The 22980-nt window shown below is 70.0% G+C and carries 27 protein-coding genes, 1 tRNA gene and 1 pseudogene; 21 read left to right on the top strand and 8 right to left on the bottom strand.

Going from position 1 to position 22980, the window contains the following annotated elements; translation table 11 throughout:
• Window positions 1–44: 44 nt before the first annotated feature.
• The 8 genes and pseudogenes from ACOFKS_RS08100 (at window position 45) to ACOFKS_RS08135 (ending at window position 4918) form a co-directional block, all read left to right on the top strand.
• Window positions 45–365, top strand: a complete 321-nt coding sequence (locus tag ACOFKS_RS08100) for a M48 family metalloprotease (RefSeq protein ID WP_419808741.1) — start codon at window positions 45–47, stop codon at window positions 363–365.
• Window positions 366–510: 145 nt separating this feature from the next.
• Window positions 511–1236, top strand: a complete 726-nt coding sequence (locus tag ACOFKS_RS08105; RefSeq protein ID WP_419808742.1) for an alpha/beta hydrolase — start codon at window positions 511–513, stop codon at window positions 1234–1236.
• Window positions 1224–1874, top strand: a complete 651-nt coding sequence (locus tag ACOFKS_RS08110; RefSeq protein WP_419808743.1) for a tetratricopeptide repeat protein — start codon at window positions 1224–1226, stop codon at window positions 1872–1874. Before ACOFKS_RS08105 ends, ACOFKS_RS08110 begins: the two co-directional genes overlap by 13 nt.
• Before the next feature lie 74 nt (window positions 1875–1948).
• Window positions 1949–2377 (top strand): annotated as a pseudogene (locus ACOFKS_RS08115) (VOC family protein); the annotation flags it as partial.
• 9 nt (window positions 2378–2386) lie between these two features.
• Window positions 2387–3433, top strand: coding sequence for an NAD(P)H-dependent flavin oxidoreductase (locus tag ACOFKS_RS08120; RefSeq protein ID WP_419809272.1), 1047 nt, complete (start codon window positions 2387–2389; stop codon window positions 3431–3433).
• A complete protein-coding gene (gene gloB, locus ACOFKS_RS08125) occupies window positions 3433–4146 on the top strand; it encodes a hydroxyacylglutathione hydrolase (RefSeq protein WP_419808744.1) in 714 nt (237 codons plus the stop codon). Before ACOFKS_RS08120 ends, gloB begins: the two co-directional genes overlap by 1 nt.
• A gap of 23 nt (window positions 4147–4169) precedes the next feature.
• Window positions 4170–4574 (top strand): hypothetical protein, encoded by a 405-nt coding sequence (locus ACOFKS_RS08130; protein WP_419808745.1) that lies wholly within the window; start codon window positions 4170–4172, stop codon window positions 4572–4574.
• On the top strand, window positions 4571–4918 hold the full coding sequence (locus tag ACOFKS_RS08135; protein WP_419808746.1) for a hypothetical protein: 348 nt from the start codon (window positions 4571–4573) through the stop codon (window positions 4916–4918). The genes ACOFKS_RS08130 and ACOFKS_RS08135 overlap by 4 nt, the downstream gene beginning before the upstream one ends.
• On the opposite strand, the gene hslU is transcribed toward ACOFKS_RS08135, so the two are convergent.
• Both hslU and hslV read right to left on the bottom strand, forming a co-directional pair.
• A complete protein-coding gene (gene hslU, locus ACOFKS_RS08140; RefSeq protein ID WP_419808747.1) occupies window positions 4915–6219 on the bottom strand; it encodes an ATP-dependent protease ATPase subunit HslU in 1305 nt (434 codons plus the stop codon). The genes ACOFKS_RS08135 and hslU overlap by 4 nt on opposite strands.
• Before the next feature lie 7 nt (window positions 6220–6226).
• Window positions 6227–6793, bottom strand: a complete 567-nt coding sequence (hslV, locus tag ACOFKS_RS08145) for an ATP-dependent protease subunit HslV (protein WP_419808748.1) — start codon at window positions 6791–6793, stop codon at window positions 6227–6229.
• A gap of 104 nt (window positions 6794–6897) precedes the next feature.
• Between hslV and ACOFKS_RS08150 the strand changes: the two genes are divergently transcribed.
• Window positions 6898–8190 (top strand): Yip1 family protein, encoded by a 1293-nt coding sequence (locus tag ACOFKS_RS08150; protein WP_419808749.1) that lies wholly within the window; start codon window positions 6898–6900, stop codon window positions 8188–8190.
• Between the two features lie 122 nt (window positions 8191–8312).
• Here the strand turns inward: ACOFKS_RS08150 and ACOFKS_RS08155 are convergent, their stop codons facing one another.
• Together ACOFKS_RS08155 and ACOFKS_RS08160 are read right to left on the bottom strand one after the other, a co-directional pair.
• Window positions 8313–8726: a holin family protein gene (locus ACOFKS_RS08155; RefSeq protein ID WP_419808750.1), complete on the bottom strand. Its 414-nt coding sequence runs from the start codon at window positions 8724–8726 to the stop codon at window positions 8313–8315.
• A gap of 48 nt (window positions 8727–8774) precedes the next feature.
• The gene (locus tag ACOFKS_RS08160; RefSeq protein WP_419808751.1) at window positions 8775–9314 is read right to left on the bottom strand and encodes a glycoside hydrolase family 108 protein; all 540 of its coding nucleotides are present in this window, start codon (window positions 9312–9314) and stop codon (window positions 8775–8777) included.
• 192 nt (window positions 9315–9506) lie between these two features.
• Between ACOFKS_RS08160 and ACOFKS_RS08165 the strand changes: the two genes are divergently transcribed.
• From ACOFKS_RS08165 to ACOFKS_RS08175, 3 genes are all read left to right on the top strand, one after another.
• Window positions 9507–10268 carry a histidine phosphatase family protein gene (locus tag ACOFKS_RS08165; RefSeq protein WP_419808752.1) on the top strand — a complete coding sequence of 254 codons (762 nt, stop codon included), beginning with the start codon at window positions 9507–9509 and terminating at the stop codon, window positions 10266–10268.
• A 273-nt stretch (window positions 10269–10541) separates the two neighbouring features.
• Window positions 10542–11291, top strand: coding sequence for a hypothetical protein (locus tag ACOFKS_RS08170; protein ID WP_419808753.1), 750 nt, complete (start codon window positions 10542–10544; stop codon window positions 11289–11291).
• A gap of 2 nt (window positions 11292–11293) precedes the next feature.
• Complete coding sequence (locus tag ACOFKS_RS08175; RefSeq protein ID WP_419808754.1) at window positions 11294–12784, top strand: YcaO-like family protein; 1491 nt, start codon at window positions 11294–11296, stop codon at window positions 12782–12784.
• Here the strand turns inward: ACOFKS_RS08175 and ACOFKS_RS08180 are convergent.
• A complete protein-coding gene (locus ACOFKS_RS08180; protein ID WP_419808755.1) occupies window positions 12754–13131 on the bottom strand; it encodes a hypothetical protein in 378 nt (125 codons plus the stop codon). The two genes, ACOFKS_RS08175 and ACOFKS_RS08180, sit on opposite strands and share 31 nt — an antisense overlap.
• 14 nt (window positions 13132–13145) lie before the next feature.
• On the opposite strand from ACOFKS_RS08180, the gene ACOFKS_RS08185 reads away from it, so the two are divergent.
• Entirely contained in the window at window positions 13146–13361 is a 216-nt protein-coding gene (locus ACOFKS_RS08185) for a hypothetical protein (protein ID WP_419808756.1), read from the top strand.
• 395 nt (window positions 13362–13756) lie between these two features.
• Here the strand turns inward: ACOFKS_RS08185 and ACOFKS_RS08190 are convergent, their stop codons facing one another.
• Complete coding sequence (locus ACOFKS_RS08190; RefSeq protein ID WP_419808757.1) at window positions 13757–14575, bottom strand: N-formylglutamate amidohydrolase; 819 nt, start codon at window positions 14573–14575, stop codon at window positions 13757–13759.
• Between ACOFKS_RS08190 and ACOFKS_RS08195 the strand changes: the two genes are divergently transcribed.
• The 3 genes from ACOFKS_RS08195 to ACOFKS_RS08205 are packed head-to-tail and all read left to right on the top strand — an operon-like array spanning window position 14569 to window position 18291.
• Window positions 14569–15495, top strand: a complete 927-nt coding sequence (locus tag ACOFKS_RS08195) for a transglutaminase family protein (protein ID WP_419808758.1) — start codon at window positions 14569–14571, stop codon at window positions 15493–15495. The two genes, ACOFKS_RS08190 and ACOFKS_RS08195, sit on opposite strands and share 7 nt — an antisense overlap.
• Window positions 15489–16301 carry a transglutaminase-like domain-containing protein gene (locus ACOFKS_RS08200; RefSeq protein WP_419808759.1) on the top strand — a complete coding sequence of 271 codons (813 nt, stop codon included), beginning with the start codon at window positions 15489–15491 and terminating at the stop codon, window positions 16299–16301. The genes ACOFKS_RS08195 and ACOFKS_RS08200 overlap by 7 nt, the downstream gene beginning before the upstream one ends.
• Window positions 16294–18291 (top strand): M3 family metallopeptidase, encoded by a 1998-nt coding sequence (locus ACOFKS_RS08205; protein ID WP_419808760.1) that lies wholly within the window; start codon window positions 16294–16296, stop codon window positions 18289–18291. Before ACOFKS_RS08200 ends, ACOFKS_RS08205 begins: the two co-directional genes overlap by 8 nt.
• Before the next feature lie 21 nt (window positions 18292–18312).
• Here ACOFKS_RS08205 and ACOFKS_RS08210 read toward each other — a convergent pair.
• Both ACOFKS_RS08210 and ACOFKS_RS08215 read right to left on the bottom strand, forming a co-directional pair.
• Window positions 18313–18389: transfer RNA gene (locus ACOFKS_RS08210), tRNA-Pro, on the bottom strand.
• Window positions 18390–18453: 64 nt separating this feature from the next.
• Window positions 18454–18762 carry a putative quinol monooxygenase gene (locus ACOFKS_RS08215; RefSeq protein ID WP_419808761.1) on the bottom strand — a complete coding sequence of 103 codons (309 nt, stop codon included), beginning with the start codon at window positions 18760–18762 and terminating at the stop codon, window positions 18454–18456.
• A gap of 144 nt (window positions 18763–18906) precedes the next feature.
• Here ACOFKS_RS08215 and yajC point away from each other — a divergent pair, with 144 nt between their 5' ends.
• The 5 genes from yajC (at window position 18907) to ACOFKS_RS08240 (ending at window position 22922) form a co-directional block, all read left to right on the top strand.
• Window positions 18907–19251 (top strand): preprotein translocase subunit YajC, encoded by a 345-nt coding sequence (gene yajC / locus ACOFKS_RS08220; protein WP_419808762.1) that lies wholly within the window; start codon window positions 18907–18909, stop codon window positions 19249–19251.
• A 1-nt stretch (window position 19252) separates the two neighbouring features.
• Window positions 19253–20857, top strand: a complete 1605-nt coding sequence (gene secD, locus ACOFKS_RS08225) for a protein translocase subunit SecD (protein ID WP_419808763.1) — start codon at window positions 19253–19255, stop codon at window positions 20855–20857.
• A gap of 13 nt (window positions 20858–20870) precedes the next feature.
• The gene (secF, locus tag ACOFKS_RS08230; RefSeq protein WP_419808764.1) at window positions 20871–21854 is read left to right on the top strand and encodes a protein translocase subunit SecF; all 984 of its coding nucleotides are present in this window, start codon (window positions 20871–20873) and stop codon (window positions 21852–21854) included.
• A 10-nt stretch (window positions 21855–21864) separates the two neighbouring features.
• A complete protein-coding gene (locus ACOFKS_RS08235) occupies window positions 21865–22233 on the top strand; it encodes an Mth938-like domain-containing protein (RefSeq protein WP_419808765.1) in 369 nt (122 codons plus the stop codon).
• Between the two features lie 131 nt (window positions 22234–22364).
• Complete coding sequence (locus ACOFKS_RS08240) at window positions 22365–22922, top strand: FxDxF family PEP-CTERM protein (RefSeq protein ID WP_419808766.1); 558 nt, start codon at window positions 22365–22367, stop codon at window positions 22920–22922.
• Window positions 22923–22980 lie beyond the last annotated feature (58 nt).

Genomic DNA, 22980 nt, shown 5'->3' on the forward strand with positions numbered 1-22980 from the left:
GGTACTGCTCGGCGGGTTCGAAGGGCATGTCGGCGGCTATACCAATGCGCTGCTCGCAACCGCCTATACTCGCAAGGCGCGCGGAGCAGAATGCCGACGGCTATGCGATGGGGCTGCTGCGCGATGCGGCGATCTCGCCCGCCGCCACCGCCGCTTTCTTCCGCCGGCTGGGCAAGGGGGCGGAGGGGCCGGAGCGGATGCTCGCCTATCTCAACACGCACCCGGTCTCCGCCGACCGCGCAGCGGCGTTCGCGGCGAGCCGGGATGCGAAGGCGACCTACCGCCCGGCGCTGGACGCGGCGCAATGGGCGGCGCTGAAGAACATCTGCCGGGGCACGAAGGAGGAGTCGGGCTGGCGATTCTGACGGGTGGTATCTCTGCCACCCCGGCCTTGAACCGGGGTCCCGCTTTCCACCACTTCGAAGAAGAAGCGGGATCCCGGTTCAAGGCCGGGATGACGGCGTTAGGGGGGGCTTCAGAACGCCGCACGCGGACGGTAGAGTACCGACGATGACCATCCCCCGCCCGCGCCTCGCCTATCACCACACGGCCGGCGCCACGCCGACGGTGGTGTTCCTGCCCGGCTATACCTCCGACATGACCGGCACCAAGGCGCTGGCGCTCGAGGCATGGGCCAAGGCGAACGACCGGGCCTTCGTCCGCTTCGACTATGCCGGCTGCGGCGAGAGCGAGGGGGCGTTCGAGGAACAGACGCTGGCGGACTGGCGCGACGACGCGCTGGCGCTGATCGACGAGCTGATCGACGGGCCGGTGGTGCTGGTCGGCTCGTCGATGGGCGGCTGGCTGATGCTGCTGGTCGCGCTCGCCCGGCGGGAGCGGGTCGTCGGGCTGGTCGGCGTCGCGCCGGCGCCCGACTTCACCGACTGGGGCTTCACCACCGAGGAGAAGATGCACCTTCTCCAGCATGGCCGGCTCGAACGCCCGAACCGGTACGGCTCCGCCCCCATCGTCTACATGCGCGGCTTCTGGTCGTCGGGCGAGGCGAACCGGCTGATGTTCGGCCCCATCGCCTTTACCGGTCCGGTGCGGCTGATCCAGGGCATGCGCGACCCCGATGTGCCGTGGCATCGCACCGCGCACCTCGCCGAGCTGCTCGGTTCAGCGGACGTGCAGTGCTGCCTCGCCAAGGAAGGCGATCATCGGTTGTCGCGGCCCGAGGACCTCCGGCTCCTGACGCGCGCCGTGGAAGAGGTGATCGACGCATGCTCGCACTAGCCCTGCTGCTCCAGGCGGCGACCGCGCCTGCCTGCCCCAACCCCGACGCGCTGCCCGCGCGTGCGGCGGCGCGCCGGTGCGAGGCGATGACGATGGCGGGCGGCGCGCACTGGCGCGAGGCGGCGGCGGCGTTCGAGGCGGCGGCGGCCGAGGTCGAACCGGCGAAGTCCGCCCCGCTGTGGGCGCAGGCGGGCAATGCCTGGCTGGCGGCGGGTGACGCGGCGCGGGCGGGGACGGCGCTCGATACCGCGCTGGTCCGGAGCGAGGGGCTGACCGGCTTCGATCGCGGCGAACTGCTGCTCGACCGTGCGCGGGCGGCCGTCGCGGGCGGGGATCAGGACGGCGCGCGACGGGTGCTCGATCAGGCGGTGGCGGCGGTGCCGGCCGACCCGCTGGTGTGGTTGTTGTCGGCGACGCTGGCGCGGCGGATGGGCGACCCGGCACGTTCCGCTCGCGACATCGCCGAGGCGCTGCGCCTGTCGCCCGACGATGCGGCGGTGCAGGTCGAGGGGGGCAACATCGCCGCGCTGGCGGGCGAGGAGGCGACGGCGAAGGAGCGCTGGGAGGCGGCGGCGCGGCTGCAACCCGATGGGCCGAGCGGCAGGGCGGCGAGCGCGGCGCTGGCGCAGTTTCGGTAGCGGACTCCCCTCTCCTTCAGAGGAGAGGGAAGAAGGGTGTGGCACCTCGCGTCCGTGCCTCCTATCTGACGCCTATGCGCTATCTCCACACGATGATCCGCGTCGCGGACCCCGCCAAGACCGTCGCCTTTTTCGAGCTGCTCGGGCTTCAGGAAGTCCGCCGCCTCGACAACGAGAAGGGTCGCTTCACGCTGATCTTCCTCGCCACGCCCGAGGATCATGCCGAACTCGGCGATCGGCGGCAGGCGGAGGTCGAGCTGACCCATAATTGGGACCCGGAGGACTATGGCGAAGGCCGCAACTTCGGTCACCTCGCCTATCGTGTCGACGACATCTACGCGACCTGTCAGCGTCTCCAGGATGCGGGCGTGACGATCAACCGGCCGCCGCGCGACGGGCACATGGCGTTCGTACGGACGCCCGACAACATCTCGATCGAGCTGTTGCAGGCGGACGGGCCGAAGCCGCCGGCGGAGCCTTGGGCGTCGATGCCGAATACCGGGCCACTGGTGATGGGCGGTGCCGACCTGTGGCGACGGGTCGGGGCGCGGGTGCCGGTGATCGGCGCGCCGATGGCGGGGTCGGGCGGAGTCGATCTGGCGGCGGCGGTCATGGCGGGCGGTGGCGTCGGATCGCTGCCGGGCGCGCTGGTGACGCCGGGCGCGCTGATCGAGCAGGCGGCGGCGGTGCGGGCGCAGGCGGCGGGGCCGCTCGCGCTCAACTTCTTCTGCCACGCCGAGCCGCCGCCGGGCGACGATGCCGCGTGGCTGGCGCTGCTCCGGCCGTTTCACGCGGCGGAGGGCGTGGCGCCGTCGCCGACCAATGGCGGCGGGCGAGAACCGTTCGGCTCCGACCACGCGGTCGCCGTCGCGGCGGTGCGGCCGGCGATCGTGTCCTTCCACTTCGGCCTGCCCTCGCCCGCGCTGGTCGAGCGGGTGCGCGCGACCGGCGCGCTGGTGCTGGCCAGCGCGACGACGGTGGCGGAGGCGGTGTGGCTGGCGGCGCATGGCTGCGACTCGGTGGTCGCGCAGGGGTACGAAGCGGGCGGACATGCCGGCTGGTTCCTCGACGGCCACCGGCCGGTCGGCACGCTGGCGCTGGTGCCGCAGATCGTCGACGCGGTGGCGCTGCCGGTGATCGCGGCGGGCGGCATCGCCGACGCGCGCGGCGTGCGGGCGGCGATCGCGCTGGGCGCGGCAGGCGTGCAGATCGGCACCGCCTATCTCGCCACGCCGCAGAGCCTGGCCAGCGACGCCGTGCGTGCGCGGCTTGGCGAGACGGGGGAGACGGTGTTCACCAACGTCCTGACCGGCCGCGCCGCGCGCGGGTTCCGCAACCATGTGATCGACGCGCTCGGGCCGCTCCACCCCGCCGCCCCGCCCTTTCCCCGTGCCGCCGCCGCGCTCGCATCGTTGCGCGCGCGGGCGGAACCCGAGGGCCGCTCCGACTATTCGCCTTTATGGGCCGGGCAAGCCGCGCCGCTTTCGCGCGTGCTGGATGCCACGACCCTGACCGAAGGATTGGGCGCCGCCGCGCTCGCCGCCATGGAGTATCGCTGATGCCGCTCGAAATCGTCCAGGTGCCCGTCCTCTCGGACAATTATGCGTGGCTGCTCCACGACGACGTGTCGGGGACGACGGTGGTGGTCGATCCGGGCGAGGCGACGCCGCTGCTCGACGCCGCGGCGGCGCGCGGCTGGACGGTGGATGCGGTATGGAACACGCATTGGCACCCCGATCATGTCGGCGGCAACGAGGCGTTCGCCGCGCCCATTACCGCGCCCGCCGAGGAAGCGGCCAAGATCGGCCGGGTCGATCATCCGATCGCCGAGGGCGACACGGTGCGGATCGGCGACCGTGCGGCGCAGGTGATGCGCGTGCCCGGCCACACGCAGGGCCATGTCGCGTTCCACTTCGCCGACGACGGCGTGATCTTCACCGGCGACACGCTGTTCGCGATGGGCTGCGGCCGGCTGTTCGAGGGCACGCCCGCCGACATGTTCGCCAACATGCAGCGCTACGCCGAACTGCCCGATGCGACGGTGGTCTATTGCGGGCATGAATACACGCAGTCGAACGCGCGCTTCGCCGCCTCGGTCGAACCCGACAACGCCGACATCGCCGCGCGGGTGCGTGAGGTCGATGCGTTGCGCGCAGCGGGCGAGCCGACGGTGCCGACCACGATCGGGCGTGAGCGTGCCACCAACCCCTTCATGCGTTCGACCAGCGCGGAACAACTCGGCGAACGGCGCGTAGCCAAGGATAACTTCTGATGTCGGTCCAAGGAGTTACGGCGATGCGTATCCTGCTGCCATCCGTGCTGCTCATGGCGGCCTGCACCCCAAGCGCAGGCGACCTGCAACGGCAAGCCGACCGGCAGGCCGGCTATCGCACCGCGCTCGACCGCGAACTCGCCGGGCTGACGCCGGGGCAGCCGCAGAGCTGTATCGAGCAGACCCGTACGCGTGACTCACGCGGGTTCGGCGACACCATCGTCTACTCTGGTCCCGGCGACGTCCGGTACGTCACGCGGACGTCGGGCGGATGCGAGCAGTACGGCAGCAACGGCTATATCGTAACGCGGACGCCCTCCACCTCGCTGTGTCGCGGCGACATCGCGACCGTGGTGGATCGCAGCAGCCGGCAACAGATCGGTGCCTGCTCGTTCGGGGACTTCGTGCCGTACAGTCGGGCGCGATGATCGCGCGGGCGGTATTGTTGCTGGCGCTGCTGACGGCGGCGCGCGACGATCCGCTCGCCGGTCGGGCGGCGGGACCGGCGCGCGAATGCATCGACCTCGATCGCGTGCAGGGGCCGGAGATCGTCGACCGCCGCACCATCCTATATCGCGAGAACGGCCGCCGTATCTGGCAGACCGGACCCGTCGGCACCTGCGGCCTCATGCGAACCGGCGACGCGCTGATCGTCGAGCTTTACGGCAGGCAGATCTGTCGGAACGATCGATTCCGCGTTCGCAGCGGCGGCACGATCCTGGGCGCGACGTGCCGGTTCACCAGCTTCGTACCCTATGACAAGACGCCCTAGAGCACGAAGCGGCTGAGGTCGGTGTTGCGCGCGATCGCGGCGAGTTGCTGCTCCACATAGGCGCGGTCGATCGCCAGCGTGCTGCCGCCGCGATCCTCCGCGTTGAAGCTCACATCCTCAAGCAGCTTCTCCATCACCGTCTGCAACCGGCGCGCCCCGATATTCTCGATCTCGCCGTTCACCTCGGCGGCGATGCGCGCGACCGCGGCGATGCCGTCGTCGGTGAAGTCGATACTCACCCCTTCGGTGCCCAGCAGCGCGCGGTACTGCGCGATCAGCGACGCCTTGGTGTCGGACAGGATCGCCACGAAGTCCGCCTCGGTCAGCCCCTTCAGCTCGACGCGGATCGGCAGGCGGCCCTGTAGCTCGGGCAGCAGATCGCTCGGCTTGGCGACGTGGAACGCGCCGGAGGCGATGAAGAGGATGTGGTCGGTCTTCATCGGCCCGTATTTGGTCGCGACGGTGGTGCCCTCGATCAGCGGCAGCAGGTCGCGCTGGACGCCCTCGCGGCTGACCGAGCCGCCGCCGCGCTGTTCGGACATCGCGATCTTGTCGATCTCGTCGAGGAAGACGATGCCATTCGCCTCCGCGTCCGCCAGCGCCACGCGCGCGACGTCGTCCTGATCGAGGCGCTTGTCTGCCTCTTCTTCGCGCAGCTTGTCCCACGCCTGCGTGACGGTCAGCTTGCGACGCTTGAGCGTCTGGCCGCCGCCGAATGCCTTGCCCATCATCTCCGACAGGTTGATCATGCCGATCTGCGGCGCGCCGGGCACCTCGAACGGCATCTGCGACGCCTGTTCCAGTTCGATCTCGATCTCGGTGGTGTCGAGGTGGCCGTCGCGGAAGCGCTGTTCGAAGGCGGCGCGGGTCGCTTCGCTGGCACCCTTGCCGGTCAGCGCGTCGAGCAGCCGCGCCATCGCCGCGGCCTCCGCCTTGTCCTTGACCGCGATGCGGCGGCGTTCGCGCTCCAGCCGGATCGCCTCCTCGACCAGGTCGCGCGCGATCTGTTCGACGTCGCGGCCGACATAGCCGACTTCGGTGAACTTGGTCGCCTCCACCTTCACGAACGGCGCGTCGGCGAGCTTCGCCAACCGGCGGCTGATCTCCGTCTTGCCGCAGCCGGTCGGCCCGATCATCAGGATGTTCTTTGGCGTGACCTCGTCGCGCAGATCGGGGCTTAGCTGTTGCCGGCGCCAGCGGTTGCGGAGCGCCACCGCGACGGCGCGCTTCGCGTCCGCCTGACCGATGATATGCGCGTCGAGCGCGGCGACGATCGCCTTTGGCGTAAGCTGGTCGTTCATGGTTCTCTCAAACAGCCGCGTCGAGCGCTTCGACGGTGAGCCGGTCGTTGGTGTAGACGCAGACCTCGGCGGCGATCGCCATGGCCTTGCGCGCGATGACCTCCGCGTCCTGTTCGTAGTCGACCAGCGCGCGGGCGGCGGCGAGCGCGAAATTGCCGCCGGAGCCGATCGCGGCGATGCCGCCTTCCGGCTCCAGCACGTCGCCGTTGCCGGTCAGGATCAGCGAGGTGTCCTTGTCGGCGACGATCATCATCGCCTCCAGGTTGCGGAGGTATTTGTCGGTCCGCCAATCCTTCGCCAGCTCGACCGCAGCACGCATCAGGTGGTTGCCGTGGCGCTCCAGCTTCGCCTCCAGCCGCTCGAACAGGGTGAAGGCATCGGCGGTGGCGCCCGCGAAGCCCGCGATCACCGCGCCGTCCTGCCCCAGCGTGCGGACCTTGCGCGCGTTGGGCTTCATCACCGTCTGGCCCTGCGTCACCTGACCGTCGCCGGCGATGACGACCCGGCCGTTGCGCCGGACGGAGACGATCGTGGTGCCGTGCCAGACCGGCGCGCCTGTGCTGTTCCCGCTCATGGCGGCGATATGGGTCGTCGCACGCCGAACGCAATCGGGCTGGCGCGCGGAGCCGAAACGGTGCAGCTTGCAGCCGGTAGAACTTCGAGAGGGGACTCGATTCCATGGCCAGCCAGTTTCCGGGCGACAGCCCGCCGCCGATCACGCCGCCGCCGCCGCCCTACACGCCGCCGCCGTCACCCGCCGGCGGCGGGATGGTCGGCCGTATCCAGCGCATCATCACGCAGCCTACCGCCGAGTGGCAGCGCATCGACGCCGAGCCGACCCCCGCGATGACGACCTTCACGAAGTGGGCGGTGCCGCTCGCCGCGATCGGGCCGATCGCCGGCCTGATCGGCATGCAGGTATTCGGCATCAGCGCGTTCGGCGTCCGCTATCATCCGCCGCTGGTGTCCTCGATCGTGTCGGCCGTGTTCCAGTATGCCGGCGCGCTGGCGGGCGTGTGGATACTGGCGCTCATCATCGACCTGCTGGCGCCGAACTTCGGCAGCACCAAGAACATCGACAAGTCGATGCAGGTCGCCGCCTATTCGCTGACGCCGGGCTGGATCGCCGGCGTGCTGGGCATCATCCCGGCGCTGGGCATCCTGGCGCTGCTGGCAATGATCTATGGCTTCTACCTGTTCTGGGTGGGCCTGCCGATCCTGAAGCGGCCGCCCGCCGACAAGGCGCCGGTCTATGCGATCGTGACGATCGTCGCGGACATCGTCGCCTATCTCATCATCGGCGTGATCGTCACCGCGATCGTCGGCGCGATGGCGTTCGGCGGCGGCGCGCTGGGCACGCCGGGCAGCAGCGTGACGTTGGGCAGCGTCAGCGCCGGTGACGGCACCAGCATCGACCTGAACCGGCTCGCCGTCGCCGGTCAGCAGATCGCGGCGAACGCTGAGCGGACGGCGCAGACCACCGATGCCGGCATGACCACCGTCGCGGCCGGCAGCGCAGGAGCGAACGGGGGCCATGTCGCCGACCCGGCGGCGTTGCAGGCGATGCTGCCGGGCAGCATCGCCGGCTTTACCCGCACCACCGTCGAGAGCTCCGGCGGGGCGGCGGGCGGCATCGGAGCCGCCAGCGCCAAGGGCACCTATACGTCGGGCGATCAGAGCTTCGAGCTGTCGGTCGCCGACGTCGGCGCGCTGGGCAGCCTGGCGACGCTGGGCGGCGCGCTCAACGTCAACACCAACAAGCAGACCGCCACCGGTTATGAGCGGACCTCGATGCAGAACGGCACGATGGTCAACGAGGAATGGGACAACAGCGACCATCGCGGCAAGTTCTCGACCATGATCGCCAGCCGCTTCGCCGTGACGGCGGAGGGCAGCGCGCCGTCGATCGACCCGCTGAAGGCGGCGGTCGGGGCGGTCGACATGGGCCGGCTGGCGGCGTTGGCTCATTAGGATCGAGCGAAGATCCCCTCCCTCGTCATCCCGGCCCTGAGCCGGGATCCCGCTTTTTTCTGCCTCCCGATCGCCGCAAGGCAGCGGGACCCCGGCTCACTGCCGGGGTGACGAGATAGCGGCTACTTTTCGACACCCTTCGCCTTTCCCCAGCTGCGCGCGACCGTGTAGCCCAGATACCCGGTCCCAAAGAGCGCGTAGAGCGGCTCGGGAATGCCGGCCAGATACGCGGTCATGCCCGCCGCGATATCCTTCGCCATGCGCGGCTCGACGGCAGCGATCAGGCCCATCGGGATCGACCACAGCAGCAGCACGTACATGACGTAGAGAAAGGAGGGGCGCGCGCGGCTGGTCCACGGGTCGGGCGACTGCGCCTCCGCGATCACCGCCTGCATCTGGACGCGGACCTGATCGAGCCCCTGGTCGCCCTGGAGCTTGAGCAGTTCCAGCTTGGCGGCGTCGCGTGCCTTGGGATCGGGAATGATCTTGTCGAGCAGCCCCGCCACGGGGCCGATGATGCTGTCGAATATGGTCATCGCAGGTCTCCAAAGGTGAGCAAAGGTAACACCAAAAACGATGCACGCTTATCCTATACGGTTAGCCAGCCAGCCGTAGAGGAACGCCTCGGCTGCCGGCCGGCGCTCGGCGAGGCTGAGGTAGCGCTCGCCCTGGAGCGCCTCGACGGCCTTGAGCAGGACCGTCTCGCCGCTCCGCCCGCGCCGACCGAGGAAGCCGTCGAGCGCTCCGATCGTTGCCGGCCCGATCATTCCGTCCAAGGCAATGTCGGGATAGTCGACCGCGCCGCGATTGAGCGCGTTGAGCGCACGCTGGAGGAAGCCGATCGCGACCGGCGGCCCCATGTTGATGCCGGTGTCGAACAGCTCGGCGGCGATTGCCGGCGCCCGCTGGGCGATGCGATCGAAGCGCGGGCGCTGCCAATAGACGCGGCGATAGATCGTCGCGGCGCGGGCGCGGCTCAGCTCGCGCATGTCGCCGCCATAGCCGTCGGCGCGCGCGGTCGCTTGCGTGATGCCCCAGCGGGTGGCGCCGCCGGGATCGGCGGGGTGATCGACATAGCCGCCTTCGCGGTCGATGGCGGCGTCGATGAGGTCGGTCGGGTCCATGCTGTGCTCCATAGATCGTGGTGAAGCGGATGAACCATATCGGTTTGTTTGTAGGACAGCGAAAGTTTGTCGCGCGCTCCGGCGGCCGACGGGCCGCCGCGGCCGGCCCGCACCGGGCGGGTCGCGTCGGCGAGGAACCTCGACTGCCCGGCTTGGTTCGTCGGTGATGCCGCTCCCCCTGCACCTCCGCTGATGCCCGCGTCGCGCTGGCCCTCTCGCCTGTGGCTCGTCCGACACGGCCAGAGCGCGGGCAACATCGCGCGCGATGCGGCCGATGCCTCGGGCGCGGAGCGGGTCGCGCTGACCGGGCGCGACGTCGACGTGCCGCTGTCGCCGCTGGGCGAAGAGCAGGCGCGCGGCCTCGGTCGATGGTTCGCCGCGGCGGACGAGCGGCCGGCGGTGCTGCTGGTCTCCCCCTATCTGCGCGCGCAACGGACCGCCGAACTGTTCCGCGACGCCGGCGGGTGCGCCGCCGACCTGCCGCTACGTCTCGACGAGCGGCTGCGCGAGCGAGAGTTCGGTGTGCTCGACGGGCTGACCCGCGCCGGGATCGCGGCGCACCATCCCGATCAGGCGGCGTTCCGGACGCAGCTGGGCAAATTCTATCACCGCCCGCCCGGCGGCGAGAGCTGGTGCGACGTGATCCTGCGCCTGCGCGCGCTGCTGGATACGGTGGCGCTGCATCATGGCGGCAAGCCGGTGATGATCGTCGCGCATCAGGTCGTCGTGCTGTGCCTGCGCTATGTCATCGAGGGGCTGAGCGAGGCGGAGATCCTGACCATCGACAAGGCGGGTGACGTCGCCAACTGCTCGATCACCGAATACGCGGTCGATCCGCGCGCGCCCGGCGACGGCGGGCTGACGCTGATCCGCTACAACGCGGTCGAGGCGGTGGAGGCGAGCGCGGCACCAGTGACGGTAGCACCGGACGTGCCGGTGACGACACGGGGATGAACGCCGGAGCGTAGGGCCGCACGCCGAGGCGAGCCGCGCGCTAAAGAACGCGATCGACGCGTTCGGGCGTCTTGCACTATGGCCTCCCTCCGGCCTCCAGCTTCGCTGCCGCGCCCCCGGTCCCATAAACCTCGGTCATCGACGCTGGCGGGGGGCAGGTAACATAGGTCGCCTCGCGCCTGATTACCCACCGCCACCATGCTCGTCGCGGGTTCGCCGGGCGCACTCGGCCGTTTAGCGGCGGCGCAAATCGGAACAGGTCGGGGCGAGGATGTGGGTGAACGGCTGGGCGTGGCGGTGATCGGCCTCGACGACGTGGTGGCGACGACGGCTGGCGTGGCGATGATCCGGGCTGGGTCGGACTTCCGCGCGGCGGCGGCGGGCGTGCCGATGCTGTGCGGCAAGGCGCTCGCCGCGACGCTGGCCGATGCGGAGGCGATCGCAGAAGCCACGGATGGCCTGCTGGCCGGCACCGCCTTCGACCAGCGTCATCATCGGGCGCATCGCGCGATGGCGGACGTGATCGGGGCGGGTGAGATCGGGCGGTCGGAGGGTAACATCGCGGTCGCGGCCGAGCAGCTGGCGATCCACAAGGACGACTTGCGGATGACCAAGGCGTGCCGGGTCGACCCGCCGTCCGACGACGTGCCGGACCTCGCCCCCGGCTATGCGCTCCACCATGTCGGCGGGCATGACGAGGGGCGGGCATGCCTGCACGACGCGCCCGACCGGCGGCTGTTCTGTGGCGACATGTTCAAGATCGGTCGGGACGCGACCGGCCGCTCGACCGCGATCAGCAGCCACAAGGACACCCCGCTGACGCACGGCGAGCCGCGCCGGTATTGCGGCGTGACCGCGCCGCTGGCGGTGGACGCGGTGCTGACGCCGTTCGGATACGCGCCCGACATGGGGCGCGAGGTCGCGCTGACGGTACTCGACGCGGCGCGGGCGCGGGCGCCGGGAGTGAAGCGGGTGCCGCTGCCGATGCAGGAAGACGCGGGCTTTCCGCTGTCGTGGAGATGACGATGCAAGGATTTCCAGCCGATCTCAGCCCGGCGTGCCGGCGCTATCTCGACGCGTTTCCGGCCGGCGACGTCGTCGCGTTCCCGATCCACCCGATCGACCGCGTCGGCGTGCCCGTCTGGATCGTGGCGCTGTTCCCGGCGACGCCCGCGCTCGCCGGGATCATGCCCTATGGCGTCGGCTACGGCGCGACCGACGAGGCCGCGATCCTGGGCGGGCTGGGCGAGATCGCGGAGATGGTCTGGCCGACGCTGACGCTGTCGGCGCGGGCGAAGACGCTGGGCAGCTATGCCGAGCTGGCGCGGGCGCTCGGCGCGCGGTCGGTCGCCGATCCGCTGACGTTGTGCCTGCCCGCCGGGTCGCCGGTCGGGCGCGACACGCCGCTCGACTGGGTGGAGGCGCGGCGCTGGGCGGACGGATCGACCGTGCTCGTGCCGATCGAGCTCGCCGCCTATTCGGCCAAGGAGCTGACGCCCGGCTATCGGCCGTTCACGACGATCATCTCCAACGGCATGGGCGCGGGACCGGACCTGGACTGGGCGATCGGGCACGGGCTATGCGAGATATTGCAGCGCGACGGCAACGGGTTGTTGTTCCGGGCGCTGGACGCGGGCGTGGTGCTCGACCTGCCCGACCCGCTGCCCGAGGGGATTGCCGACCTGGTCGGGCGCTTCGACGCAGCCGGCGTGCGGGTGATGCCCAAGGTCGCGACCGACGAGTTCGGCCTCGCCAACGTCTATTGCGTCGGGGTGGACGAGGACGCCGAGCCGACGGTGCCGATCATGGCGACCGCGTGCGGCGAGGCGGCGCACCCCGACGCGACGCAGGCGGTGACCAAGGCGATCGCCGAATATGCCGCGAGCCGTGCGCGCAAGGCGTTCGCGCACGGGCCGGCGGCGCTGGTGGAGCGGCTCGCGCCCGACGGGTATGTCGCGCGGTTCATGGCGCAGGCGGGCGGTGCGGCGGCGTCGAGCGACTCGCGCGCGTTCACCGAGATGCAGCGGTGGACGCGGACGGACGCGGCGACGCTGCGCGCGTGGCTCGCGACCAACATGCTGTCGGAACGGAGCCGCCGCGACTTCTCGACGCTGCCCGTCGCCGACGTCCCGGACGGACATGCGCGCGGCGCGCTGGCGCGGGCGGCGGTCGAGGCGGCGGGGTTCGACGTGCTCTACGTCGACCTGTCGCCCGCCGACCGCAGCGTGGCGGTGGTCAAGGTCATCGTGCCGGGCATGGAGGTGGAGACGATGAGCTATTACCGCATCGGCGAGCGCAACGCCGCGAAGCTGCTCGGGCGCGACAGTCCGCTGGTGGGTTTCGGCGCAATGACCGACACGCGGCGGCCGATCCGGCTGACCGGGGAAGCGGCGGCGCGGCTGGGTGGCACGCCGTGGTTCGACACGGCGGCGGCGGATGCGATCGTCGGGCCGCTATATCCGCTCTATCGCGAGCCGGAGTCGCATCACGTCGCCTGGTCGGAGGCGCATTCGTGAACCTGCGCTTCGCCTGAAGCGCCGACGGCGCGGCGAACCACCGGCTGGACGACGCCCTGCTGATCGCCGACGCGGAGTCTGACGGCGTCGCGCTGACGCTGGATCACTATCATCTCGACCCGTTCGCGGACGAGTGATGACGCGAGGTCGACCGCGTCGGCGGGCTGCTCGATCGGCTCGAGCTGGGCAGCGTGATCGAGACCGGCGCGCGCCATCTGCTGGACCCGCGCGACAAGCACGAGCCGACGCTGGTGACGGCGGACCCGGACGCGCGTACGCGGCGGGTCGATCATGGGCAGCGAGACGGTGCCTTCTGGGCGGGCGTGCCCAAACCGGGCGTCGAGCACGAGGCCGCGCGCGGGTGCTGGACGACGGGCTGGGCCCTCTACTCGACCATGCCGCCGACCAGCGCGTCGTCATCAGCTTCGAGCCCGGCATGCTGGTCGAGACGGTCGCGGAGTCACGGCTGCCCTGCGTCGTCTCGATCCGGGGCGGTGACGGGCATCGGGTGGGGTCGTGCTACGAGCCGCACCGGCTGGCGACGGGCGGGTGCTGGATCACGCGGGCGCGCTGCTGATCGGCGGACGCAGCTTTGCCGACGAGGTGAGCGGGCGGCCGGCGACCGCAACGGTGAGCGGGATCGGGCCGGACGTCGACGTCGCACAGGCACTATGCGGCGGTGCGGGGCCGGCCGCCGGCGTCGTTCGACACGTCGCTGCCGGTGACGCCGTGCCGCCTCCGCACGACACCGCGGCTGCCGTGAAGCTGCTGGCGATCTCGCCGCACCTCGACGATGCGGCGTTCTCGACGTACGCGCTATCCATCTGCCGTTCCTGGAGGCGCCGCATCGCGGTTACGGGTCGGCGGTTGCGCTGTTCGGCGGGCGACGCGACGACGGTGGATGGTCGGAAGTCTGGTCCCCATGCTGGCGGCGCTGATGATCGATCGCGGCCGAGCACTATTACGCCATCGCTACCCTTCCCGATCCAGCCCGGTAGCCGCCGTCGCCAGCGCCCTGGCGATGATCGTCGCCCAGCGCCGCTGGCCCTCGTCGTCGCCGATCAGGTCCTGCCGGACCTCCAGCTCGGCATAGGCCAGCCCGGCCGGATAGGCATGGCGCGGCACGGTGTAGTCGATCGTGTCCATGCGGTAGGGTTCGTTGTCGCCGACCACGAGGCTGCCATCCGCTGCGAACGCCGCCAGCATCGCCCGTGCGAACTCGGCCCGCCCCGCATCGTGCAGCACGCCGACATGCCAGGGGCGCAGACTTCCACCACGGGGCCCGCCGCCCCGCAGCGCCGGGGTGAAGCTGTGCAGCGAGATCAGGATCGGCGGCACGCCCGCCGCGATCCGCCGCGCGATCTCGGCGCCGATCGCCCGCTGATAGGGTTCGTGGATCTCGTCGAACCGCGCCGCGCGATCGGCGGGCGTCAGGTCGGCGTTGGCCGGGATCGCCGTCCCGTCGCTGACCTGCGCGACGGCGTCGGGCGCGTCGGGGTAGCGATTGCAGTCGACCACCAGCCGCGAATAGGTCTGGCGAATGAAGGTCGCGTCCATCGCCTCGGCGAGGCGCTCGCCCAGCCCATGCACCCCGATATCGATCGCGATGTGCCGCCCCAGCTCCTCGGCACCCAGTCCCAGCGCATCGAGACGAGAGGGGATGACATTCCCGGCATGATCCCCGATGAAGAGGAACGGCGACGCCCCCGCCCCGTTGACGACGGAAACGGGGGGCGGGTCGGACGCGGCGAGGAGCGGAGTGTTCGACCCATGATGGATATTCGATGCCATTCCTGAATCTCTCTCACGTCACCACCTATACCTACAAGCAGCCCGTGTCGTTTGGCGAGCACCGCATCATGGTCCGCCCGCGCGAAAGCTATGACCTCCGCCTTCTCGACTCGACGCTCGACATCGACCCGGCTCCCAGTGAGGTGCGCTGGTTGCAGGACGTGTTCGGCAACGCGGTGGCGATCGCGACGTTCGATCGGCAAGCGAGCCGGCTGTGCTTCGACAGCCACACCTATCTGCAGCACACGCCCGCCGACGTTCAGCACGTCGACATCGAGGATTACGCGCAGACCTATCCCTTCACCTATTCGGCCGAGGACATGCCGGACCTGCTGCGCTCGATCGAGCGCCAACACGCCGATCCGTTGCGCCAGATCGACAGCTGGGTGCGGCGTTTCCTGGGGAACGGCCAGACCGATACGCTGACGCTGCTGTCCGATATGACGTCGGCGATCCGGCGCGAGTTCACCTATGTCTCGCGCGCAGAAAAGGGGACGCAGACGCCGATCGAGACGCTGACCCGGCGCAAGGGGACGTGCCGCGACTATGCGATGCTGATGATCGAGGCGGTCCGCGCGCTCGGCTTCGCGGCGCGGTTCGTGTCGGGCTATGTCTATGACCCGAGCGGCCGAGACGGCCGCGTCGGCGGCGGCAATACCCATGCCTGGGTGCGCGTCTACCTGCCCGGCTCCGGCTGGGTCGAGTTCGATCCGACCAACGGCACGATCGGCAACGCCGGGCTGATCCGGGTCGCCATCGCGCGCGATATCTATCAGGCGGTGCCGATCTCGGGTACGTGGGGCGGCTTTCCCGGCAGCTTTCTCGACATGACGGTGGCGGTCGACATCGCCATCGCCGACGCCGCCATTCCGCCGACCCCGATCCTCACCGCCGATTTGAAGGAAACAGCCCCATGCTGATCCGCGCTGGTTACGACATCAGCTTCTCCGCCGAGACGCCGACGCCGATGATGGCGATGTTGAGCGTGCATCCCTCGCGCCACAAGGACCTGCGGACGCCGCACCGGATCACGACCGATCAGGACGTCCCGATCTATGACTATCTCGACGCGTTCGGGAACGTCTGTACCCGCGTCGCCGTGCCGGCGGGCGGGCTGACGCTGCGCTGCGATTTCACGATCGAGGACAGCGGGCTGGGCGACCCCTATTCGCCCGACGCGGTGCAGCACCCGATCGAGGAGCTGCCCGACGACGTCCTGCTGTTCCTGCTGGGCAGCCGCTATTGCGAGACCGACCGGCTGTCCGAGGCCGCATGGGCGCTGTTCGGCCATGTGCCGCCGGGCTGGGGCCGCGTGCAGGCGATCGTCGAATACACGCACAACCATGTCGAATTCGGCTATCACCACGCCCGCCCGACCAAGACCGCGTGGGACGCGCATCAGGAGCAGCAGGGCGTCTGCCGCGACTTCGCGCATCTGGCGGTGACGCTGTGCCGCTGCATGAACATCCCGGCACGATATTGCACGGGCTATCTGGGCGACATCGGCGTGCCGGTGAACGGCGCGATGGATTTCTCCGCCTGGTTCGACGTCTATCTGGGCGGCGAGTGGCACACGTTCGACGCGCGCCACAACAAGCCGCGGATCGGCCGCATCCTGATGGCGCGCGGCCGCGACGCGACCGATACCGCGCTGACGACGGTATTCGGCCCGGCGCGGCTGACCGGATTCGAGGTGCATACCGACGAGGTCCAGTCGATTGACTGACACGCTCGCCGCGGTCGATCCGCTGCTGGACGAGAGCCCGCTGCCGTTCGGCGCACCGGCGTTCGACCGGATCGACGCGGACGACTTCCTCCCCGCGCTGCGTGCCGGGATCCTCGCGGCGCGCGCGGAGATCGAGGCGATCGCCACCGATCCGGCGCCGCCGACCTTCGCCAACACGGTCGAGGCGCTGGAGCGCGCGGGCGCGGCGTTGTCGCGGGTGCGGCGGATCTTCTGGACGGTGTCGTCCGCGCAGGCGGAGCCGGCGATCCGGGCGATCGAGGCGGAGGTGGCGTCGCTGCTCACCGAGCACGGCACCGCGACCGCGCATGATCCGCGGCTGTTCGCGCGGGTCGGCCGGTTGTGGGCGGAGCGCGCGGACCTGACGCTCGACGAGGCGCAGCATCGCCTGCTCGACGACAGCTATCGCGGGTTCGTCGACGGCGGCGCGGCGCTGTCGCCCGAGCACAAGGCGCGGTTCGCGGCGATCCAGCAGGAGCTGTCGGCACTGTCGACGCGCTTCGGCCAGAACGTGCTGGCGGCGACCGCCGACTGGTCGATGCGGCTGAGCGCGGCGGAGGCGAGCGGGCTGCCCGAGACGATGCTGACGTCGACCGCCGCGCGCGCCGCCGCCGAGGGCGTGGCGGGGCACCTGGTCACGATGGGTCGCGGCGATGTCGAGGCTTTCCTCGCGTTCGGCGACCGCCGCGACCTGCGCGAACGGATCTGGCGCGCGTTCGTCGGCCGCGGCGACGGCGGCGCGCACGACAACCGCGCGATCGTCGCGTCGATCCTGGCGCTGCGCCACGAAAAGGCGGCGCTGCTCGGCGCGGCGACCTATGCCGACCATTCGCTGGTCGGCACGATGGCGGCGACGCCCGCTGCCGCCGCCGCGCTGCTCGACCGGGTCTGGGCACCGGCGGTCGTCCGCGCGGGCGAGGAACAGGCGGAGCTGCAGCGGCTCGCCGATGCCGACGGGGTGACGATCGCGCCGTGGGACTGGCGCTATTATGCCGAGCGCATCCGGCGGGACCGCTATGCGCTGGACGGCGCGGCGGTGCAGCGGTGCCTGCGGCTGGAGCGCGTCCGCGCGGCGGCGTTTGGGGTGGCGGGGCGACTGTACGGCCTGACCTTCACCGCGCGGCCCGACCTGCCGACCTGGCACGCCGACGTGGCCGCTTGGGCGGTCGCCGGCCGCGAGGGGCGCCATGTCGGCCTGCTCTACACCGACTTCGTCGCGCGGGCGGAGAAGCATGGCGGCGCGTGGATGGGCACGCTGCGGGTGCAGGAGGCGCTGGACGGCGCGGTGCGGCCGATCGTCTATATCGTCGCCAACTTCGCGGCGGCGGATGCCGGTCTGTCGGTGGACGAGGCGCGGACGCTGTTCCACGAGTTCGGCCACGCACTCCATGCGCTGCTGTCCGACGTGACCTATCCCAGCCAGGCCGGGACGGCGGTGACGCGCGATTTCGTCGAGTTTCCCAGCAAGTTCATGGAACACTGGATCGTCGCGCCCGAGGTGCTGGCGAGCCTGAACATGCCCGCGCCGTTGATCGCGGCGGTCGGCCGGGCGGAGCTGTACGGGCAGGGTTTCGCGACGGTGGAGTTCGTCGCCTCCGCGATGCTCGACCTGGCGCTGCATCGGCAGACTGCGCCGGTCGATCCGACCGCCTTCGCGACCGAGCTGTTCGCGCGCGCGGGGATGCCCGCCGCGATCGTCCCGCGCCATGGCCTGACGCATTTCACGCACGTCTTCGACGGCGGCTATGCGAGCCAATATTACAGCTATCTGTGGGCCGAGGTGCTGGACGCCGATGCGTTTGAGGCGTTCGGCGAGTCGGGCGACCTGTTCGATCGCGACCTGGCCGACCGTTTCGTCCGCGAGGTTCTGGCGCGCGGCGACACCCGCGACCCGCTCGCCTCGTTCGCCGCGTTCCGGGGCCGGGCGCCACAGGAAGCCGCGCTGCTCCGCGCGCGCGGCCTGACGAGCTGAACCCCTGCCGCTGAATTAATTTGGTCGGGGCGACAGGATTCGAACCTGCGACCCCCACACCCCCAGTGTGATGCGCTACCAGGCTGCGCTACGCCCCGACCGAGCGGCGGCGTCTACGCGCCGGGGCAGAGCGATGCAAGCGCCCTGCCCCCGACGCATCCGTCAGCCGCCGATCAGGTTGCGCCAGAACGTCCCGTCCCAGGCGTCGACCTTGACCCCCTCCATCGGAAACGCCCGCAACGCGCGGCCGAACTCCTTCTGGTGCGGCGCCTGGCCGTGGGCGGCGAGCGCCTCGGGCGTTACCCAGCGCTCCGCGATCCGCACCAGGTCGGGATCGGCGGCGTCGAACGCGAAGCTGTAATGCTCGCAGCCGTCCTCGGACCCGACCGCGCCCATGTGGTCCGCCAGCAGCGACGCGGCCTTGGCGCCTTCGCCGGCCGCGAACTTCATGTGTCCCATCACCAGGATCATCTCGACCTCTCCTCCTCGTTGTTTTCCGCGCCATCGGGGCGGTGGGCGGCGGTGATTGCCTAAAAGCAACGGCGATGCTAGCGCCGCTGACTTCCCGGCTGGCGCCCCCTCGGCCGCCGCCACGCCCCTGACCCGACGGAAACGATGCTCATTCCCTCCGCTTACGCCCAGACCGCCGGCGCGGTCGCCGCCCCGAGTGGGGTGGCCGCGTTCCTGGTCAACATCGGCCCGCTGCTGATGCTGTTCGTCGCCGCCTGGTTCCTCCTGATCCGCCCGCAGCAGCGGCGCGCCAAGCAGCAGGCCGAGCTGATCGCGGCGGTAAAGAAGGGTGATCAGGTCGTCACCGCCGGCGGCGTCGTCGGCCGCGTGACCAAGGTCGAGGATCGCTTCGTCGAGGTGGAGATCGCGCCCACCACGCGCATCCGCGTGGTCAAGGCGACGCTGGCCGAGGTGACCTCCGCGTCCGCCGCCAAGCCGGCCAACGACTGAGATGCTGGACTTCCCACGCTGGAAGCGGGTGGCGATCTGGGGGCTGCTCGGCATCCTCTGCGCGCTGGCGATCCCGACCTTCGTGCCCGAGCGCTATACCAATCAATGGGGCGCGATCCCGCATCCGCGCGTCAATCTGGGGCTCGATCTCGCAGGCGGCAGCTATCTGTTGCTGGAGGCGGACACCGCCGATCTCGCCAATACCCGGCTGGAGACCAAGCGCGACGAGGTCCAAGCCGAGTTCCGCCGCGCCACGCCGCGCATCGAAATCGGCGACATCTCGATCCGCGACGGTCAGCTCTCGTTCCTGCTGCGCGACCCGAGCAAGGTCGATGCTGCGCGCGAGGCGCTGCTGAAGATCACCGGCGGCGGGGTCGGCACCACCGGTCAGCGCGAGTGGGACATCAGCGTCATCGACACGTCGCGCTTCGTCCTGAAGCAGACCGAGGCCGGGCTGAAACAGGCGGTCGACACCGCGATGGGCGACGCGACCGAGGTCGTGCGGCGTCGTATCGACGAGCTGGGCACCAAAGAGCCGACCATCATCCGCCAGGGCGACAGCCGCATCGTCGTCCAGGTGCCGGGGTTGCAGAACCCGCAGGCGCTGAAGGACCTGCTCGGCAAGACCGCGAAGCTGGAGTTCAAGCTGGTCGATCAGGCCGGCTCGCAGGATCAGGCCGCGCTGGCGCAGAACCGCGCGCCGATCGGTAGCCAGGTGCTGCCGATGGAGACCGGCACCGGCCGCATCGCCGTGCGCCGCTCCGCGATCATCCGCGGCGAGGACCTGGTCGACGCGCGCGCCGAGATCAATCCGCAGGACGGCACCAGCTGGCAGGTCGGCATCACCTTCAACGCCGCCGGCGGTCGCCGCTTCGCGCGGGTGACGCAGGAGAACACCAACAAGCCGTTCGCGATCATCGTCGACAACAAGGTGATCTCCGCGCCCAACATCAACGAGCCGATCCTCGGCGGACGTGCGGCGATCAACGGTGGATTCACCGCCGAAAGCTCCAACCAGCTCGCGATCGCGCTGCGGTCGGGCAAGCTGCCGGTGAACCTGAAGGTGGTCGAGGAGTCGACGGTCGGCCCCGATCTCGGCCAGGATTCGATCAACGCCGGTGTCACCGCGTCGATCGTCGCGGTGCTGTTGGTCGTCATCTTCATGTTTCTGACCTATGGGCGGTTCGGCGCCTATGCGAACCTGGCGGTCACCATCAACGTGCTCGTGATCCTGGGCGTGATGGCACTGATCGGCGGCACGCTGACGCTGCCCGGCATCGCCGGCTTCGTGCTGACGATCGGCACCGCGGTCGACGCCAACGTGCTCATCAACGAACGCATCCGCGAGGAGCAGCGACGCGGGCGCGGCACGGTGCAGGCGGTCGAGCTGGGCTACAAGGAAGCGAGCCGCACGATCTTCGAGGCCAACGCGACGCACGCGATCTCGGGCATGGTGATGCTCATCTTCGGGTCGGGGCCGGTCAAGGGCTTCGCGGTGGTGCTGTTGATCGGCATCGTCACGTCGGTGTTCACCGCCGTCACCTTCACCCGCATGCTCGTCGCTCAGTGGCTCCGCCGCACGCGCCCGCAGCACATCAACATCTGAGGCGGAGACGACCATGCGCCTCCTGAAGATCGTCCCCGATCACACCAACATCGACTTCGTCCGCCTGCGCGGCTGGGCGTTCGGACTGACGCTGCTGCTGTCGGTGCTCGCGGTCGGGCTGACCGTCGCGCGCGGGCTGAATTACGGCGTCGATTTCGTCGGCGGGCTGATGATCGAGGAGAAGTTCGCGACCACCCCGCCGCTCGATCAGGTCCGCGCCACCGTCGACCGCCTGGGAGTCGGCGAAGCCTTCCTGCAGCCGGTCGGTGACGGTCGCACCGTCACGATCCGCCTGCCCGTCCAGCAGGGCGCCGACGAAGGCGCCACCAACGCGGTGGTCAAGAAGGTCGAGACCGCGCTGGGGCAGCGCTTTCCCGGCGCGACGTTCAGCCGTTATTCGACGGTGTCGGGCAAGGTGTCGGGCGAGCTGATCCAGAAGGGGCTGTTCGCGGTCGGGCTGGCGATCCTGCTGATCGGCCTGTTCGCGATCGTCCGCTTCGAATGGCAGTTCGGCGTCTCGACGATCGTCGCGATCGTCCACGATCTGTTGATGACGATCGGCTTCTTCGCGCTGACGCGGTTCGAGTTCGACCTCAACATCGTCGCCGCCGTGCTGACCATCATCGGCTATTCGATCAACGACAAAATCGTGATCGACGACCGCATCCGCGAAAATATGCGACGCTATCGCAAGATGGACATGCGCGAGATCATCAACCTGTCGGTCAACGAGACGCTGCCGCGGACGGTAATGACCTCGCTGACGATCCTGCTCGCGCTGGCCGCGCTGTTGCTGCTCGGCGGGCATGTGCTGCGCGGGTTCACGGCGGCAATGATTCTGGGCATCGTCGTCGGCACCTATTCGTCGATCTACGTGTCGTCGTCGCTGCTCATCACGCTGGGCCTTCGCGCCGAGCCGAACCGCGAAAATCCGGGCACGCTCGATCGGGCGGAGCGCACCGGGGATGCGGAGCGGGTGACGCCCCGCAACACCTGACGCTGTGCGGATGGATCAGGACCGCACCGCCGCCGGGCCGATCGTCACCGGGTTCGGTGCCGGCGGGTTCCGGATCGGCGAGACCCACCACCGCGCCGTGCTGATGACCGCGACCGAGGCGACCGACTGGACCCCGCCGCCGCTCGACGCGCTGACGGTCGCCGACCTGAAGTGGCTGATCGGCGCGCGGCCCGAGTTCGTCCTGCTCGGCACCGGCCCGACGCTACGTCACCCTGCCCCCGCCCTCGCCCGCGCACTCGACGCGGCGGGGATCGGGCTGGAGGTGATGGACAGCCGCGCCGCCGCGCGCGCCTGGGGCGTATTGCGCAGTGAGGGTCGCCCGATCGCGGCGGCGTTCTATCCGCTCGACAAGCCCTGATCCCACGGCTGTGCCAAGCCGGGACAGCCGTTAAGCAAGTATTGCTAACACGGCGTAAGCCAAGTCGCTTCATGTACTGTAGGTTGCGGAGTCGCGGGGCGATGATGCTTCGCTTCAAACGGGGGTTTGAAATGAAGCATCTCGCACTGGCCGCAACGGCCCTCACCTTGACGATTGCCGCGCCGGCGGCGGCACAGACCTATGCAGGTGGCACGGCGAATTACACGGGCATCGGCGCGGACCCGGCCTATCCCGATCAGACCTTCGACATCGTCGACTTCACGCCGATCGCGGGGACGTATGCCGGTCCCGGCACCTACAACATCAACGACGTAACCTTCACGATCGGTCTCAACCGCGTCAGCCCGGCACCGTTCGGTGGCGTGTTCACGCTTACGGGCACGCTCAACGGCAGTCCGGTCAGTTACGACGTGAACTACAGCGGCACGATCAACACGGCGGACTCGATCACCCTGGGCGGCAACTACTTGAACATCGGCGGCACGGGCGTTCACATCAACCCGTTGACGCTGGGTGGCGGCATCGGCACCTATGAGGGCATTCTGTCCGCCACGGTCGGCGGCGTGCCGGAGCCGGCGACCTGGGCGCTGATGATCCTGGGGTTCGGCGCGGTCGGCTTCGCGCTGCGTCGTCGTACCGCCGGGTCGACCTCAGTCACCTACGCCTGATCGCTCGCCCACGGGCGGGACGAGGGGTCGCCGGTCACCCGACCGGCGGCCCTTACGC

It is taken from the genome of Sphingomonas sp., from assembly GCF_965200135.1.
Classification (GTDB): domain Bacteria; phylum Pseudomonadota; class Alphaproteobacteria; order Sphingomonadales; family Sphingomonadaceae; genus Sphingomonas.

Excerpts from the sequence above, each read along its gene's own strand:
- ACOFKS_RS08240 (WP_419808766.1), top strand. The coding sequence starts at position 22,365 with ATGAAGCATCTCGCACTGGCCGCAACGGCCCTCACCTTGACGATTGCC.
- hslU (WP_419808747.1), bottom strand. The coding sequence starts at position 6,219 with ATGAACGACCAGCTTACGCCAAAGGCGATCGTCGCCGCGCTCGACGCG.
- ACOFKS_RS08165 (WP_419808752.1), top strand. The coding sequence starts at position 9,507 with ATGCCCGCGTCGCGCTGGCCCTCTCGCCTGTGGCTCGTCCGACACGGC.
- yajC (WP_419808762.1), top strand. The coding sequence starts at position 18,907 with ATGCTCATTCCCTCCGCTTACGCCCAGACCGCCGGCGCGGTCGCCGCC.
- ACOFKS_RS08155 (WP_419808750.1), bottom strand. The coding sequence starts at position 8,726 with ATGACCATATTCGACAGCATCATCGGCCCCGTGGCGGGGCTGCTCGAC.
- ACOFKS_RS08175 (WP_419808754.1), top strand. The coding sequence starts at position 11,294 with ATGCAAGGATTTCCAGCCGATCTCAGCCCGGCGTGCCGGCGCTATCTC.
- ACOFKS_RS08215 (WP_419808761.1), bottom strand. The coding sequence starts at position 18,762 with ATGATCCTGGTGATGGGACACATGAAGTTCGCGGCCGGCGAAGGCGCC.
- ACOFKS_RS08110 (WP_419808743.1), top strand. The coding sequence starts at position 1,224 with ATGCTCGCACTAGCCCTGCTGCTCCAGGCGGCGACCGCGCCTGCCTGC.
- ACOFKS_RS08100 (WP_419808741.1), top strand. The coding sequence starts at position 45 with ATGCGCTGCTCGCAACCGCCTATACTCGCAAGGCGCGCGGAGCAGAAT.
- ACOFKS_RS08190 (WP_419808757.1), bottom strand. The coding sequence starts at position 14,575 with ATGGCATCGAATATCCATCATGGGTCGAACACTCCGCTCCTCGCCGCG.
- hslV (WP_419808748.1), bottom strand. The coding sequence starts at position 6,793 with ATGAGCGGGAACAGCACAGGCGCGCCGGTCTGGCACGGCACCACGATC.
- ACOFKS_RS08195 (WP_419808758.1), top strand. The coding sequence starts at position 14,569 with ATGCCATTCCTGAATCTCTCTCACGTCACCACCTATACCTACAAGCAG.
- secD (WP_419808763.1), top strand. The coding sequence starts at position 19,253 with ATGCTGGACTTCCCACGCTGGAAGCGGGTGGCGATCTGGGGGCTGCTC.
- ACOFKS_RS08105 (WP_419808742.1), top strand. The coding sequence starts at position 511 with ATGACCATCCCCCGCCCGCGCCTCGCCTATCACCACACGGCCGGCGCC.
- gloB (WP_419808744.1), top strand. The coding sequence starts at position 3,433 with ATGCCGCTCGAAATCGTCCAGGTGCCCGTCCTCTCGGACAATTATGCG.
- ACOFKS_RS08130 (WP_419808745.1), top strand. The coding sequence starts at position 4,170 with ATGCGTATCCTGCTGCCATCCGTGCTGCTCATGGCGGCCTGCACCCCA.
- ACOFKS_RS08150 (WP_419808749.1), top strand. The coding sequence starts at position 6,898 with ATGGCCAGCCAGTTTCCGGGCGACAGCCCGCCGCCGATCACGCCGCCG.
- secF (WP_419808764.1), top strand. The coding sequence starts at position 20,871 with ATGCGCCTCCTGAAGATCGTCCCCGATCACACCAACATCGACTTCGTC.
- ACOFKS_RS08160 (WP_419808751.1), bottom strand. The coding sequence starts at position 9,314 with ATGGACCCGACCGACCTCATCGACGCCGCCATCGACCGCGAAGGCGGC.
- ACOFKS_RS08135 (WP_419808746.1), top strand. The coding sequence starts at position 4,571 with ATGATCGCGCGGGCGGTATTGTTGCTGGCGCTGCTGACGGCGGCGCGC.
- ACOFKS_RS08120 (WP_419809272.1), top strand. The coding sequence starts at position 2,387 with ATGGGCGGTGCCGACCTGTGGCGACGGGTCGGGGCGCGGGTGCCGGTG.
- ACOFKS_RS08235 (WP_419808765.1), top strand. The coding sequence starts at position 21,865 with ATGGATCAGGACCGCACCGCCGCCGGGCCGATCGTCACCGGGTTCGGT.
- ACOFKS_RS08200 (WP_419808759.1), top strand. The coding sequence starts at position 15,489 with ATGCTGATCCGCGCTGGTTACGACATCAGCTTCTCCGCCGAGACGCCG.